Origin of the sequence: Myxococcus eversor (assembly GCF_010894455.1) — a bacterium.
GTDB lineage: Bacteria > Myxococcota > Myxococcia > Myxococcales > Myxococcaceae > Myxococcus > Myxococcus eversor.
Map to the genome: position 1 here is coordinate 470629 of NZ_JAAIXY010000001.1, position 14311 is coordinate 484939.

Annotated in this window: 12 protein-coding genes; 7 read left to right on the forward strand and 5 right to left on the reverse strand. The window is 69.9% G+C overall.

Going from position 1 to position 14311, the window contains the following annotated elements:
• The 5 genes from argG to G4D83_RS01930 are packed head-to-tail and all read right to left on the reverse strand — an operon-like array spanning nt 1 to nt 5609.
• Nucleotides 1-1194, reverse strand: coding sequence for an argininosuccinate synthase (gene argG / locus G4D83_RS01910; protein WP_163861958.1), 1194 nt, complete (start codon nt 1192-1194; stop codon nt 1-3).
• A gap of 26 nt (nt 1195-1220) precedes the next feature.
• Nucleotides 1221-2570, reverse strand: coding sequence for an argininosuccinate lyase (argH, locus tag G4D83_RS01915; RefSeq protein ID WP_163861959.1), 1350 nt, complete (start codon nt 2568-2570; stop codon nt 1221-1223).
• On the reverse strand, nt 2563-3624 hold the full coding sequence (locus G4D83_RS01920) for a M20/M25/M40 family metallo-hydrolase (protein ID WP_163861961.1): 1062 nt from the start codon (nt 3622-3624) through the stop codon (nt 2563-2565). The genes argH and G4D83_RS01920 overlap by 8 nt, the downstream gene beginning before the upstream one ends.
• Entirely contained in the window at nt 3621-4547 is a 927-nt protein-coding gene (gene argB / locus G4D83_RS01925) for an acetylglutamate kinase (RefSeq protein ID WP_163861963.1), read from the reverse strand. The genes G4D83_RS01920 and argB overlap by 4 nt, the downstream gene beginning before the upstream one ends.
• A 51-nt stretch (nt 4548-4598) precedes the next feature.
• Nucleotides 4599-5609, reverse strand: a complete 1011-nt coding sequence (locus tag G4D83_RS01930; RefSeq protein ID WP_163861966.1) for an N-acetylornithine carbamoyltransferase — start codon at nt 5607-5609, stop codon at nt 4599-4601.
• A 170-nt stretch (nt 5610-5779) separates the two neighbouring features.
• Here G4D83_RS01930 and G4D83_RS01935 point away from each other — a divergent pair, with 170 nt between their 5' ends.
• The 7 genes from G4D83_RS01935 (at nt 5780) to G4D83_RS01965 (ending at nt 14212) form a co-directional block, all read left to right on the forward strand.
• Nucleotides 5780-6214 (forward strand): arginine repressor, encoded by a 435-nt coding sequence (locus G4D83_RS01935; RefSeq protein WP_163861968.1) that lies wholly within the window; start codon nt 5780-5782, stop codon nt 6212-6214.
• A gap of 217 nt (nt 6215-6431) precedes the next feature.
• Nucleotides 6432-6989, forward strand: coding sequence for a Uma2 family endonuclease (locus G4D83_RS01940; protein WP_163861971.1), 558 nt, complete (start codon nt 6432-6434; stop codon nt 6987-6989).
• A gap of 100 nt (nt 6990-7089) precedes the next feature.
• Entirely contained in the window at nt 7090-8331 is a 1242-nt protein-coding gene (locus G4D83_RS01945) for a vWA domain-containing protein (RefSeq protein ID WP_163861973.1), read from the forward strand.
• A 9-nt stretch (nt 8332-8340) separates the two neighbouring features.
• Entirely contained in the window at nt 8341-9048 is a 708-nt protein-coding gene (locus G4D83_RS01950) for a response regulator transcription factor (RefSeq protein ID WP_163861976.1), read from the forward strand.
• Nucleotides 9045-10799 carry a sensor histidine kinase gene (locus G4D83_RS01955; RefSeq protein WP_163861978.1) on the forward strand — a complete coding sequence of 585 codons (1755 nt, stop codon included), beginning with the start codon at nt 9045-9047 and terminating at the stop codon, nt 10797-10799. The genes G4D83_RS01950 and G4D83_RS01955 overlap by 4 nt, the downstream gene beginning before the upstream one ends.
• 401 nt (nt 10800-11200) lie before the next feature.
• A complete protein-coding gene (locus G4D83_RS01960) occupies nt 11201-11752 on the forward strand; it encodes an ECF-type sigma factor (RefSeq protein WP_163861980.1) in 552 nt (183 codons plus the stop codon).
• 270 nt (nt 11753-12022) lie between these two features.
• Nucleotides 12023-14212 (forward strand): hypothetical protein, encoded by a 2190-nt coding sequence (locus G4D83_RS01965; protein WP_217911432.1) that lies wholly within the window; start codon nt 12023-12025, stop codon nt 14210-14212.
• Nucleotides 14213-14311: the final 99 nt, after the last annotated feature.

Genomic DNA, 14311 nt, shown 5'->3' on the forward strand with positions numbered 1-14311 from the left:
TCAGCCTCCCTTCGCCCGGTGCGAGAGCATCTGCGCGACGCCGTACAACTTGGCGAAGCCAGCGGCCTCCGAGCCTGTCCACAACACGTTCGCTTCTCCGTACGTCGCCACCTTCGCGTCCATCAGCGAATAGGGCGAGCGCACGCCTTCCACCACCATGGAGCGAGGGTGCAGCACCAGCCGCACCTCGCCCGTCACCCGGTCCTGCGAGGAGCTGAGGAACGCCTCCAGGTCCTTCACCAGCGGGTCAAAGAAGTGCCCCTCGTGCAAGAGCGAGCCGTAGAGGTTGCCCACGGTCTCCTTCCAGAAGAGCTGCTTGCCGGACAGCACCAGCTTCTCCAGCTCGCGGTGCGAGGTGATGAGCAGGTGCGCGGCCGGCGCCTCGAAGCCCACGCGGCCCTTGATGCCGAGGATGGTGTCGCCCAGGTGGATGCCCCGGCCGATGCCGTACTGACGCCCCAGCACGTTGAGCGCCTCCACCAGCTCCACCGGCCCCAGCGCCTTGCCGTCCAGCGACACGGGGATGCCCTGCTCGAAGCCCACCGTCAGGGGACGAGGCTTCAAGTCGGTGGGAATCTCCCCGGAGGGGAAGGCCGCCTCGGGCAGCGCGCTCCACGAGTTGAGCGTCTCGCTGCCGCCCACGGACGTGCCCCACATGCCCTCGTTGACGGAGTAGGAGCCCAGCTTCGGCGGCATGTGGATGCCGCGCTCGGCGAGGAAGGCCAGCTCTTCCTTGCGGCTCAGGCCCAGCGTGCGGATGGGGGTGAGCAGCTCCAAGTCACCGGCCAGCGAGCGGAACGCCACGTCGAAGCGCACCTGGTCATTGCCCGCGCCGGTGCTGCCGTGCGCCAGCGACTGCACGCCCTTCTCGCGCGCCACGCGGACGACCTCCACGGCCTGGCACGCCCGCTCCGCGGACACGCTCAGCGGGTAGAGCTGTCCGCGCAGCACGTTGCCGGCGATGAGGTAGCGCAGGTAGCCCTGGAAGAGGGTGCCGCGCGCGTCCACCTTGATGTGCTCCACGGCGCCCAGTTTCGCGGACAGGGCCGCGATGCTCGCGAGCTGCTCGGGCGGAAAGCCTCCCGTGTCCACGGTGACGGTGGTGACGGCGTAGCCCTGCTCGCGCAGATACACCGTGCAGAAAGCGGTATCGAGTCCGCCGGAGAAGGCCAGCACCACGTTCTTCTTGCTCATGTCGTCACTCCTCACGGGGAAGGGGGTCATACGTCCCACACGCGCGCGGTGGCCGTGGCCAGGGCGCGGTGGGTGTCGTCGAGCCAGGCGCGCGCGGCGGCCAGCTCCTCACGGGCCTGGGGCAGCCCCAGGTTTCCGGCGCCACCCAGGTGGGTGGCCGTCAGGGCCTCGCGGTCCGGGTGGAACGTGCCGTCCGAAAGCTCCCGGCCCACCTGGCGGTAGGCGTCGCGGAAGGCCTGTCCACCGGCCACCAGTGTGTAGGCGTGGTGGGCCGCGTACAGCGTGTCATCACAGGCGCGCGCGGCTGCGTCCGCCTTCACCTGGAGCACCGGCACCAGTCGGGCGAGCACGTCGAGCAGCGCGCGGCTGGAGGCCAGCGCCGCGAAGGTGGGGCGCTTGAGCAACTGGAAGTCGCGGTGGTAGCTGGAGGGCAGGCCGCCCGCCACCGCTTCCACCTGGTGCGCCAGTCCCCGCAGCTCGCGGCAGCGCCCACGCGCCAGCTCCACCACGTCCGGGTTCTTCTTCTGCGGCATGATGGACGAGCCGGTGGTGAACGCGTCCGGAAGCCCGAGGAAGCCGAACTCGTCCGTGCTGTAGAGCTGCACGTCCCACAGCCACTTCTCCAGCGTGCCCGCGACGCTGCAGGCCCAGCCCAGCACCGCGGACTCGTGGCGGCCTCGTCCGTTCTGCGCGTCGATGGGGCTTCTTTGCACGCGACTGAAACCGAGCAGCTGAGCGACGTATTCGCGGTCGATGGGCAGCGGCACGCCGAAGCCCGCGGCGGCGCCGAGCGGGCAGCGGTCCAGTCGGCCCCACACTCCGCGCAGCGCCTCCAGCTCCTCCAGCAGTCCCTCCGCGAAGGCCATGCCCCACATGCCGAACGTCGACGGCATCGCGCGTCGCAGATGGGTGTAGCCCGGCATCGCCACGTGGGCGTGCGCCTGCGCGAAGTCCAGGAAGGCCTCGGCCAGCTTCACGGCGCCCGCGCCCAGCGCCAGGACTTCTTCGCGCAGGAGCAGCCGCACCGCGAGCAGCACCTGGTCATTGCGCGAGCGCGCCAGGTGGATGCGCTTGCCCGGCTCGCCCACGCGCTCCACCAGCGCGGCCTCCAGCGCGGTGTGCCCGTCCTCCTGCTCGGGGCGGATGGTGAAGTGACCCGCGCGCGCCTCGTCGTGCAGCGTCTTCAGCGCGCCGACGAGGGCCCGCGACTCCTCGGGCTTGAGCAGGCCCACCTTGCCCAGCATGCGCGCGTGCGCGGCGCTGCCCAGCGCGTCGTGCGGCGTCAGCGCCAGGTCAACGACGGGGTCGTCGCCCACGGTGAACCGGTGGATGACCGCGTCGAGCGCGGCGCCCTTGCCCCACAGAGTCTCAGCCACGGGCCACCTCCTCGAAGTAGCCGCGCAGAAGGCGCGTGTAGAAGGCGGCACCCGCGTCCAGCTCCGCCAGGGTGATGAACTCGTCCGCCAGGTGGCTCCTCAGCGTGTCGCCAGGGCCCACCTTCACCGTGGGCAGCTCGCCCAGGAAGGCCCAGTCGGACGTGGTGCTGGAGCCCACCGGCTCGTTGCCCGACGCCGAGATGGCCGCCCGGACGATGGGCTGCTGCGAGGCCGTCGCCTTCGGCTGATACCGCGCCGAGTGCACCTTCACCTCGCTCTTCAAGACGCCACCAATCTGGGTCGCCACCTGCGCGTGGTCCATGCTCGGCGTCGTCCGCAGGTCCACGAAGAACTCGCACGCGTCCGGCACCTGGTTGCGCGCCAGCCCTCCGGAAATCTGGGTCACCTGCGCCCGCGCCTCACCCAGCAGCGGGTGGGCCGGGAAGCGCAGCTCCGCCAGCGTGGAGATGTCTCCGGCCGCGACGTGGATGGCGTTCACCGCCTGCGCGTTGTGCGCGTGCGCGACATGCGAGCTGCGGCCATGCGCGGTGCAGCGCAAGAGCAGCATGCCCCGCTGGGCCGTGCAGGGCTTGAGGCTCGTCGGCTCTCCCACCACCGCGGCGTCCAGCGGGCCCAGCTCCGGCAGCAGCGTGCCCAGGCCCAGGCCTCCCGTCTCCTCCTCGGCGGTGAAGGCGAAGACGATTTCTCCGCCTGGCGGCGGGCCTTCCTTCAGGAGCGTCCGGGCCGCGACGAGCATCCCCGTCACGCAGCCCTTGGCGTCGTTGCTGCCCAGTCCGTACAGGCGGTCCTCGCGCCACTCGGGCGCGTGGGGCGCGTACGTCCACCCGGCGCACGGCTTCACCGTGTCCAGGTGCGAGTTGACGAGCAGCCGGCGCGGCCCGCTTCCCACGGAGAACCACACGTTGTGGCCCTTCCGCTGGACGCGCGCACCCCAGCCCTCCGCCCACCCGGACACCGTGTCCGCGATGAGTCGCTCGTCACCCGAAACGCTGGGGATGGCCACCAGCGCCTGGAGCAGCTCCGCCGCCTTCATCCCCCGTTCCCCGCGTTCTTCGGCGCCTTCTCGCGCACCACCATGGTGCCGCTGCCCTCGTTGGTGAAGACCTCCTCCAACAGCGCGTTGGGCGCCACGCCGCTCACCAGGTGCACGCTGCCCACTCCTCCCACGAGCGCGTGGCGGATGGCGTGCGCCTTGGGACGCATGCCGCCGGAGATGGCGCCCGTGTTCTCCATGGTCGCCAGGTCCGTCAGGTTCGCCAGCGTGACGAGCGACGTGGGGTCATTCAGGTCGCGCAGCAGGCCCGGCACCTGGACGAGGAAGAAGAGCTTCTCCGCCGACAGGGCCACCGACAGCGCCGCCGCCACGGTGTCCGCGTTGGTGTTGTAGACGGCGCCGTCCACGCCGCCGGAGAGGGGCGCGATGACGGGCACGTAGTCGGCCGAGCGCAGGTGCTCCACCACGCGCGTGTCCACCGCCTCGATGTCGCCCACGAGCCCGTAGTCGACCAGCCGGCCCTCGGTGGCCCCCGGCTCCGTCACCATGACGGGAGGACGCTTGCGCGCCTTGATGAGCCCGGCGTCCACGCCGCTCAGGCCCACGGAGGGCACGCCCGCCGCCTGGAGGTCCGCGAGCAGGTCCGTGTGCAGCTTGCCGGCGAGCACCATCTTCGCCGCGTCCAGCACGGGACCGGAGGTGATGCGGCGGCCCGCCACCTTCTCCACGGGCAGGTGGAGCGCATCGCACAGCGCGTCCAGCTCCGGCCCGCCGCCGTGCACGACGACGGGGCGGATGGAGAACGTCCACAGCAGGGCGATCTGCTCGCACGCGGAGCGGCGCAGACGCGGGTCGCTCAGCATGGCGCCGCCGAGCTTCACGACGAACGTCTTGCGGCGGAACTGCTGCACATAGCGCGCGGCGTTGCGAAGCGCGGAGTACGGGTCGGGTGACAAGGGCACGGGAGACCTCGAAAGGAAGAGAAGGGGAGAGGCGCGCCTGGGTGGCGCCGCTCAGCGGGACTGCGAGCGCATCCAGTGGAGCAGGGCGCGCTGGACATGGAAGCGGTTGCCCGCCTCGTCCACCACGCGGCTGCTGGGGTGGTCCAGGACCTCGTCGGCGACCTCCACGTTGCGACGCACGGGGAGGCAGTGCAGGAACGCGGCGTCCTTCGCCGCGCTCGCCATGGTGCGCAGCGTGGGCATCCACCCGGAATACGACGCGAGCAGCGCCGTGACGTCGTTGGGCGAGAACGCCGCCGCGGCCGTCGGGCCCCACGACTTGGCGTAGACGGCGCGGCTGCCGGCGAGCGCCTCGTCCTGGTCGTGGGTGTAGGTGATGCTGCCGCCAGTGGCCTTGGCGTACGCCTCCGCCTCCGCGCGCACGGTGGGGTGCAGCTCGAAGCCGGGAGGATGCGCCACGCGCACCTCGCAGCCCGCCGCCGCGGCGCTCAGGAGGAACGAGTTGGGGACCGCCTTGGGCAGCGGCTTGATGTGCGGCGCCCACGTCAGCGTCACGGGCAGCTTCTTCGTGGTGCCGAACGTCTCGCGCAACGTCAGCACGTCCGCCAGACCCTGGCAGGGGTGCTCACGCGCGGACTCCATGCTGACCACGGGCACGGTGGCCCACTTGCGGAACGCGTTGATGATGGGGTCGACCTCGTCCTCCTCGTCGCCGCCACCCTGCGAGAAGGTCCGCACGCCCAGCATGTCCACGAAGCGCGAGAGGACGGGCGCGGCCTCCTTGAGGTGCTCGGCCCGGTCCAGGTTCATCACCGCGCCCTCGCGGTGCTCCAGCTTCCACACGCCCGCGCCGACGTCCAGGATGATGGCGTTGCCACCCCCGCGCAGCATCACCGCCTCGAACGAGGTGCGCGTGCGCAGCGACGGGTTGAAGAACACCATCCCGAGGATGCTTCCCTCCAGATGACGGCCCGGAGGCGTCTTCTTCCAGGCCGCTGCCTGCGCGAGGACGGCCTCTACACCCGCGGGGCCGAGATCCTTGATGTGCGTGACGTGCTTCATGGGCCTGCGCTCCCTGGCCTGGACCGGATGCATAGGTGGATGAATATGCACCAGCATGCGTGCATTTCCGCGAATGGGGCGCGGATATTATGCAGAAAGACGCGACGCGCAAGGGTAATGTTCCCGCAATCTTTCATGCGGGTTCCTTGCATGGAAATTCACGCGCATGCATGGTGGTGGGAATGAACCTGGACGACGAAATCCTTCGGCTCATCTCGGAGCGGGAGATCAGCGATCAGGCGGTCTTGCAGGAGCTGCTGGAAGCGGAAGGGCAGGCGCCGAGCCAGTCCACGCTGTCGCGGCGGCTGAAGAAGCTGGGCGTGCAGAAGGTGGGCGGGCGTTATCAGCGCGCGGCCACGGAGCCGGTGGTGGCCACCGAGCGGCAGCGCGTCAGCATCATCGAGGCTCCGCCGAACATGCTCGTGGTGAAGACAGGGCCTGGCTACGCGCCCGCCCTGGCGCTGGCGTTGGATCGCGAGCCGGAGGTTCCGGGGCTCGCCGGCACGGTGGCCGGTGACGACACCATCTTCGTCGCCGTGACGGACCCCGCGCGGCTGCGTGAGGTGCGCTCCGTGGTGGAACGGCTGATGCTCCGGAGTGCTTGAGCTGGCGGGGCCAATGGCCGCGTGATTGCACAGCGTGCGCGTGTGTGGCCCGAGCCGGGTGGCGGTGCATCGCCCCCTTGCGTACGCCGTCCAGCCGATACAACCTGGGAGGGTGGTTGATGCATGGACACCCTCACACGTCAGACCCCGGTGCTATTCCCCTCGTATGACCATGGAACTGGGGTTGGGCGGCGAGGCTTATGGGTATGGGGACGTCATGGACAAGAAGCCGGCCACATATGCGGACCTGGAGGCGCTTCCCGAGACGGTGGTCGGGGAGCTCATTGATGGGGTGCTGCACGTCAGCCCTCGGCCAGCGCCGCGGCACGCGCTGGCGGCATTCCGACTGGGGGGAGAGCTGAGCGGACCGTTCGACCGGGGGCGGGGTGGGCCTGGAGGCTGGCTCATCCTCTTCGAACCGGAGCTTCATCCGTCCGGGGGCAATGTCATCGTCCCAGACCTCGCGGGCTGGCGACGTGAGCGGATGCCAGAGCTGCCGCAGACGGTCGGCTTCACGGTCGTCCCGGACTGGGTCTGCGAGGTGCTGTCCCCGTCCACGTCGCGGCTGGACCGCTCCTTGAAGCTTCCCCTGTATGCCCGCGAAGGCGTGCGCCATGTCTGGATCATCGATCCGATAGCCCGGACGTTGGAGGTCCATCGCCTCGAGGGACGAAGCTACGCCCCGCCCGTCACCCACGAGGCGCACGCGATAGTTCGCGCGGAGCCCTTCGAGGCCTTCGAATTGGAGCTGGGTTTCCTCTGGGACACGCGGTAGCCGCGCACCCGGTTACACGGCGGTTACACCTTTCGGACGGTCTCCATCGTTACTGTTCCAAGCGTGCTCTTCAGGGCACTGCCGCACGAAAGGACTCACGATGAAACCGGCCCTCAAGCTCCCCATCATCCTCGGCTCGGCCGCGGTGCTCGCGCTCTCCGCGCTCCTGTTGGGCAAGCCCGCGTCCACTCCGCCTCCGCCTTCGCCCGTGGTGGTGTCTCCCTCTCCCGTCGCGGTGGCGCCTCCCGCTCCCGTGGCGGTCCCTCCCGCGAAGCCCGTGCCGGTGGACGCCTCGGCGCCCGTCATCCAGATTGCCCTGCTGCTGGACACCAGCGGCAGCATGGACGGCCTGCTGGACCAGGCCCGCACGCAGCTGTGGAACATCGTGAACCGCTTCGCGCGCGCCCGTCGCGGGGGCGCCGCTCCCCGGCTCGAGCTGGCCCTCTACGCCTACGGCTACGCGGGGGAGGGCGCGGGCGCGAATGAGATTCGTCTGCTGACGCCCTTCACCACGGACCTGGATGCCATCTCCGAGCGCCTCTTCGCCCTGCGGACCACCGGCGGCTCCGAGCACTGCGGCGAGGTCATCCAGGAGGCCACCCAGAAGCTCGCCTGGAGCACGAACCCGGACGCGATGCGGCTCATCTTCATCGCCGGCAACGAGACCTTCACCCAGGGCCCCGTCGACTTCCGCGAGGCCGTGTCCGCCGCCAGCAAGCAGGGCATCACCGTGAACACCATCCACTGCGGTGACTACGAGCAGGGCATCTCGGACCAGTGGAAGGCCGCCGCCACGCTCGCCGACGGCAGCTACATGAACATCGACCAGAACCTGAAGGTGGTGGAGCTGGCGGCGCCGCAGGACCAGGAGATTGCAAAGCTGGGCGAGGAGCTGAACAAGACCTACGTCGTCTATGGCGGCGCCGCGGGCAAGGCGAGCCAGATGCGGCAGCAGGAGCAGGACAGCCTCTCTCGCGGCGTGTCGGTGCAGAACATGGCGGCGCGCTCGATGGCGAAGTCCTCCGGGAACTACTCCAACGAGAGCTGGGACCTGGTGGACGCGGTGAAGAAGAACAAGCTGGACCTGAGCGCCGTCGCCGCTGACGACCTGCCCGAGCCGATGCGCAACCTGGACGGCGAGGGGCGCAAGGCGTGGCTGGAGGCTCGGGAGAAGGAGCGTGCGGCGCTCCAGCAGCGCATCCAGGACCTTGGCAAGGCGCGCCAGCAGTTCCTCGCGGATGCGCGCAAGCAGAACCCCACGAAGGAGGATGACACGCTGGATGGCGTCATCGGCCAGGTGGTGAGCCGCGAGGCGGCGAAGCGTCAGTTCACCTTGGAGTAGGATGCCGTCATGGCCGCGCGCCGAGTGCTCGTCGTCGAGGATGACCCCGCCATCCGGCGCGGAATCGTGGATGCGCTTCGCTTCGAGGGCTACGAGGTCCTCGAAGCGGGCGTGCGTGAGGAAGGCCAGCGACTGGCGGAGCGCACGCTGGTGGACCTGGTGCTGCTGGACCTGGTGCTCCCGGACGGTGACGGGTTGGACCTGCTCCGGGCCGTGCGCAAGAGCCGGCCGACGCTGCCCGTCATCATCCTCACCGCCCGGGGCCAGGAGGAGGACCGGGTGATGGGGCTGAAGCTCGGCGCGGACGACTACGTGGTGAAACCCTTCTCGGTGCGCGAACTGCTGGCCCGGGCGGGCGCGGTGCTCCGGCGTTCGGCGGAGCGGCCCCAGGGTGCCCCCCGCGTGGACTTCCCAGGAGGCCACTTCGTGGTGGAGCGCCGTGAGCTGAGCTTCGACGACGGCTCCCGGACGGACCTCTCCGAGCGCGAGGCCGAGGCGCTGCGCTACCTGGGGGAGAACGCCGGGCGGGCCGTCTCCCGGGAGGAACTGCTGGAACGCGTGTGGCATCTGCCCGCGAGGAGCGTGCAGACGCGCACGGTGGACATGACGATGGCGCGCCTGCGGGAGAAGCTGCGCGACGATTCCGCGGAGCCCCGCGTCATCCTCACGGTGCGCGGCAAGGGCTACATGTTCTCCGTGCCGGGCGGCCCGAGATGATTCGCTCCTGGCGTGTCTGGCTCGCGGTGAGCGCCTGTCTGCTTCTCGCGCTGGCCGGCGTGGTGTGGCTGTCTGTCTTCGCCCTGCGGTTGGACCGCGCGGACCGTCAGGCGCGTGAGAGCGCGGGGCGAGAGGAGAACGTGCGGCTGGCCCTGTGGCGGCTCGACTCGGAGCTGCTGCCGCTGGTGGCTCGGGAGAGCGCGGTGGCGGTGGAGGCCTATGCGGCCGTGGCCCCCGCGCGCGGCGTCCTGGATGCGGAGCGGCGCCCTCTGCCCGAGGGCCATGCCTGGGTGGCCTCGCCGCTGCTCGCGGGTCCCCCGGAGCATGTCCTGCTGCACTTCCAGATGGGCCCCGACGGAGCGGTGTCCTCGCCCCAGGTGGTGGTGCCCGCGCTGCGAACCCCGTCCCTCCCTCGCCCCGGAGTGGATGAGGAGGTCCTTCGCGAGCGGCTGGAGCAGGTGTCGCGCCTGCTGCGGGACGCTCGCGTGGGGGAGGCGCTGGCGAGGCGCGTTCCCACTCCGTCCGTCCCCATGTCGCGGCGGGGGGCTGGTATCAAGCTGGCGGACGCGCTCCAGTGGACGAAGAACGCGAGCGAGTTCGATGCGCGCTCCCGCAGCGCCCGCCAGGCCGCGAGTCAGAACGTCGTGGGCTACGGCAAGGTGGCGCCCTTGGAGCAGGCCCTCGCCCGGGAAGTCGTCGAGGAGATGCGGGCCATCTGGGTGGGAGACGCGTTGCTGCTCGGTCGGCGCGTCCAGGTGGACGGGCAGGACTACATCCAGGGCTGCTGGCTGGACTGGCCCTCGCTCCGGCGATGGCTCCAGGGGAAGGTGGAGGACCTGCTGCCGGGCGCGACGCTGGAGCCCGTGAAGGACGCGGGGGCGGTGAAGGGAGAGGGACGGATGCTGGCGTCGCTGCCGGTGCGGCTGGTGCCGGGCGCGGCTCCGAGCGAGGAGGGCTCGTCGGGGGCGCTGTCGTCCCTGCCCCTGGTGTTGATGGTGGCGTGGAGCGGCGTGGCGCTCGCGGGCGTGGCCGTGGTGGCGCTCCTGGGCGGGGTGATGTCGCTCAGCGAGCGCCGGGGCGCGTTCGTCTCGGCCGTGACGCACGAGCTGCGCACGCCGCTGACGACGTTCCGGATGTACACGGAGATGCTGTCGGCGGGGATGGTGCCGGACGCGGAGCGCCGCCAGGAGTACTTCGACATCCTCCACCGGGAGGCGGAGCGGCTGAGTCACCTGGTGGAGAACGTGCTCGCCTATGCGCGAATCGAGCGGGGACGGACTCCCGCGCGACTGGTGCGCGTGGAGGTGGGCGCGCTGCTCTCCCGGATGGAGGAGCGGCTCTCCGAGCGCGCGCTCCAGGCGGGCCTCTCCCTCCACGTCGAGGTGCCTCCGGGCGTGGCCGTGCTCACGGACCCGTCCGCGGTGGAGCAGGTGCTCTTCAACCTCGTGGACAACGCAGCGAAGTACGCGGCGGGCGCGGCGGACAAGCGCCTCCATGTGGAGCTGGAGCGGCGCGGCAGGAGCGTGGGGCTGGCGGTGAGGGACCACGGCCCCGGGGTGGACGCAGCCACCGCGCGCAAGCTCTTCGAGCCGTTCTCCAAATCCGTGCAGACCGCGGCGAAGTCCGCGCCCGGCGTGGGGTTGGGCCTGGCGCTGTGCCGTCGCCTCGCCAGGAGCATGCGCGCGGACCTGCGCTACGAGCGGGTGCGTGGAGGCGGTGCGCGCTTCGTCCTCTGGCTGCCCACCGTCTGACGTCCGTCGGGACTCACCTTCAGCCCGGAAAGTCGCGCGCCTGCTGCCCGGGCGACGGCCTCCCGTGCCCGCAGTGCCGCCCGCATGGGCCGCCCGCATGGCGTGTCGCCTGGCGAGCAGGGCTGCCTGGCGCAGACAACCCGACGTCTCGCTCCGCGAACGTACTCCAGTGGTCCCTGGGGATGTGGAAAAGCGAGAAATTCAAGAAATAGCAGTGGGGTTGCGTTGCGCGAGGCCACCCTGGGAGCGCAGGTTGGGTAATCCCACCGGGCAGGGAATTGTCGGCATTCACGAAAAACAATTCTTTGTTCTCAAGATTCGCGGGGGAACTCGTTCGAAATCGTAGGCAGGCGTGGCGAAGCGACTCGATGGGATGTGAGACCCAGGAGGACACCATGGGCATGTCGGAGATGACATCGCTGCTGGACGGCGCTCGCAACGGGAACGCGGAGGCTCGGGACGCCCTGAGGTGGGTGGCGTACCAGGAGCTGCGGGAGATGACGCATTCGGACATGAATGGCGAGTCACCGCGCCTCTCCACGGGCCCGACGATGCTCCTGCGCGACATCTGGGGGCGCCTGTCGGGGGACGTCCTGGACGCGGACCGGCGACGGCACTTCATGGGCGCGGGTGCCCAGGCGATGCGCCGGGTGCTGGTGGAGGGCGTGCGGGTGCGCAATGCGCGCCGGAGCGCCGCGCGCCGCGAGCCGTTGTACCTGCGCGACGAGGTCTTCGAGTTTCCGGTCGGCGTCGAAATCGACGTCCTGGAGCTGGAGCGGGTGCTGGTGGAGCTGGAGGCGTTCAAGCCCCGGCTGGCCCGCGTCGTCGAGCTTCGCTACTTCGCGGGCCTGGGCATCCAGGAGACCGCGGCGGTGCTGGGCGTGGTCCCCGCCACCGTCCGACGCGACTGGACCTTTGCTCGCGGTGACTTGTGCGAGCGCGTGGGCCACTGATTCCCTGAAGCGCTGAGTCGTCCCCGGCCGAGTCCGGGCCTCGAACCCTCGAGGCCTCGGGCTCGTTCGTCGTTTCGTGGCCCACGGGCAGTGTCGCGTGGAGGCTGTTGCCTCGCAGGCAACGCTCCTGGGCGCCGTGTTGCTCCCGGGTCCTCGCCTGGCGCGCTCGTCTCCTCCCGTCCCCGAGTGAGCAGCGCGCGGCACAGCGTGTGCTCTGTGGCTGCGCGGGCCGAGCCCGAAGCCGGCCCCACACCAAGGACGAAGCTGCATATGACCAAGGGGAAGAGAGTGGGTCTGTTGGGGAGCCCGCTGCGTTGGGCCGGACTGTCCGTGACGATGCTGGCGGCGCCCGCGAGTGTCGCGGCGCCGTGCACGACGCCGGTGCTGGAGCAGTGCGCGAACGTGGACTACCGCTCGAGCAGTTGCGGGAAGTCCTTCGACGCGTACTGCCAGGACCTCACGGAGACGGCGTGGAAGGCGCGCTGGGAGCAGTCGCCCAAGAAGGTCGCGCTGTTGCCGGATGCGCTCGGTGGCAAGACGGCGACGGTGGGCACGCAGCCCGTCACGCTGGGCGTCACCAACTTCAGCGGCATGGACCAGAGCCTCGCGGGCCAGGTGCTCAAGGGCCAGGTGCTCTACCGCAAGCGGCTGGAGAACCTGACGAAGGCGGAGAAGGCGTACCTCACCCAACTGGAGGCCTGGGACAAGAACGGCACGCAGCTCACCTCGTGCCAGGAGTTCGTGGACGAGAAGTACCTCGGCTACAGCCGCTTCGAGCGGCTGGCGGGTCAGTACGGTGACGACTACCGGGCGCTCTTCACCGCGGCGTACGGCGCGAACGGCATCGCGAACCGCACGCTGTACAGCAAGGACCAGAAGAAGCTGGCGCCCATCTGGGCGGACCAGATGGTGGCGAAGAACGCGTACTTCGAGTTCTCGCCGGGCCCGTACCCCGATGGTGTCGGCGGCTACAAGTTCACCAGCGAGGCCGCGTCCCTGGCCAACAACGAGCAGGCCCGCAAGTGGGCCACGCCGACGGACGCCTGGCACGAGGCGATGAGCAAGCAGCTCAGCAAGACCGCCGACGACGTGCTCACCGTGCGCCAGGAGGAGCAGGAGGTCTTCACCGCCCTGCTGCGCCAGCGCGAGGCCGTCTACGCCGAGTGGCAGCAGGCCGCCGCCCTCTACAAGCGGCAGGACCGGGACCCGAAGGAGCTGAACAACGCCGCGGGCGAGCATCTCTACGTGCTCGACAAGGCCATCGAGGAGCGGCTGGTGCAGGCCCAGGAGAAGGGCTGCCTCGACAGCTCGAAGGCGACGTCCTGCGACTGGAGCCCGCGCCGCTACAAGGGGCAGCTCGACGCCGCCATGGGGCCGCGCCGCGCCGCGGACCTGCAGGCCTGTCTGAACCTGACGGGCAACGACTTCAGCGAGAAGAGCTTCGTTCGCAACGCGAACCTGCTGAAGATCTCCGCGCTGAAGGAGAAGGACTACACGCTCAACTCCACGCTGCTCACCCAGTACCTGAGCATCTACGGCCAGTACATCGCGAAGCTGGACGCTCCGGTGGAGCCGTCCACGGGCCTGGTGCGCCACGGCGGTGAGCACGGCGACAGTGGCTCCTCCGGCGACAGCACGTTCGGCGGTGGCTACGACTACAAGGCGGGCTGGGAAGTCACCGCGCCCGGCGGCGACCTGAAGGCGAAGGGGTTCGGCCTGACGGGGCCGTGGTGCGACTACAACGCGCGGGTCTACGCGGAGTTCAACGCGTCCGCGAACGTGTTCGGCTCCCCGCGGTTCGAGGTGGTCCACGTCGCCGGCGAGGCGGGCACCGAGGGCAACGGCATCCGGCTGAAGCTGGACGCTCGCGTGCTGACCCTCTCCGTCTACAGCCACGACCGGAACTACCCGCTGCGCATGACCTTCGCGGAGGACAAGCCCTTCTACAAGAGCGACGCGGCCAAGGCCTCCACCACCTTCATGGTGTGGTTCATCCCCGTCACCATTTCGGGCGGCGTCTCCGCCGAGACGGGCGTCAAGATCTCCCTCGGTGGCGCCATCACCCGTGACTGCGCGGCGGACCTGCTGGGCGTGGACATCTTCGGCATCATCACCCCGTACCTCACCGCGAACGGCTTCGCGTCGGTGGGTATCGGCATCCCGGGGCTCCAGGCGGCCGTGCGCGGCGAGGTGACCATCACCCGCGTGAATCTGCCGCTGTACAGCGATGTCGGCATCTACCTGAGCTCGCCCTCGCACCCGACGAACCCGAACACGCTGTTCCTGCGGCTCACGTCGAAGCTCGACATCGAGGCGCGCTTCCTGGACGGCCGCATCATGCTCTTCGCCGAGCTGGGGCCCCTGTCCGCGGAGTTCCCCGTCTTCACGTGGAGCGGGTTCGGCATCAAGCACAACATCTACACGCAGCAAGTGACCGTGCCGATGGCCCAGATTTTCTAGCCACCCGCGCAGGTCCAGAAGCCGGCTCCTCCCATCGAGGCGGAGCCGGCCTCTCTTCCGCCACCCCGATGCAGATGTGTCGGGGTGGCCCCTTCCCAA

Excerpts from the sequence above, each read along its gene's own strand:
- argG (WP_163861958.1), bottom strand. The coding sequence starts at position 1,194 with ATGAGCAAGAAGAACGTGGTGCTGGCCTTCTCCGGCGGACTCGATACC.
- G4D83_RS01920 (WP_163861961.1), bottom strand. The coding sequence starts at position 3,624 with ATGAAGGCGGCGGAGCTGCTCCAGGCGCTGGTGGCCATCCCCAGCGTT.
- G4D83_RS01930 (WP_163861966.1), bottom strand. The coding sequence starts at position 5,609 with ATGAAGCACGTCACGCACATCAAGGATCTCGGCCCCGCGGGTGTAGAG.
- G4D83_RS01935 (WP_163861968.1), top strand. The coding sequence starts at position 5,780 with ATGGTGGTGGGAATGAACCTGGACGACGAAATCCTTCGGCTCATCTCG.
- G4D83_RS01940 (WP_163861971.1), top strand. The coding sequence starts at position 6,432 with ATGGACAAGAAGCCGGCCACATATGCGGACCTGGAGGCGCTTCCCGAG.
- G4D83_RS01945 (WP_163861973.1), top strand. The coding sequence starts at position 7,090 with ATGAAACCGGCCCTCAAGCTCCCCATCATCCTCGGCTCGGCCGCGGTG.
- G4D83_RS01950 (WP_163861976.1), top strand. The coding sequence starts at position 8,341 with ATGGCCGCGCGCCGAGTGCTCGTCGTCGAGGATGACCCCGCCATCCGG.
- G4D83_RS01955 (WP_163861978.1), top strand. The coding sequence starts at position 9,045 with ATGATTCGCTCCTGGCGTGTCTGGCTCGCGGTGAGCGCCTGTCTGCTT.
- G4D83_RS01960 (WP_163861980.1), top strand. The coding sequence starts at position 11,201 with ATGTCGGAGATGACATCGCTGCTGGACGGCGCTCGCAACGGGAACGCG.
- G4D83_RS01965 (WP_217911432.1), top strand. The coding sequence starts at position 12,023 with ATGACCAAGGGGAAGAGAGTGGGTCTGTTGGGGAGCCCGCTGCGTTGG.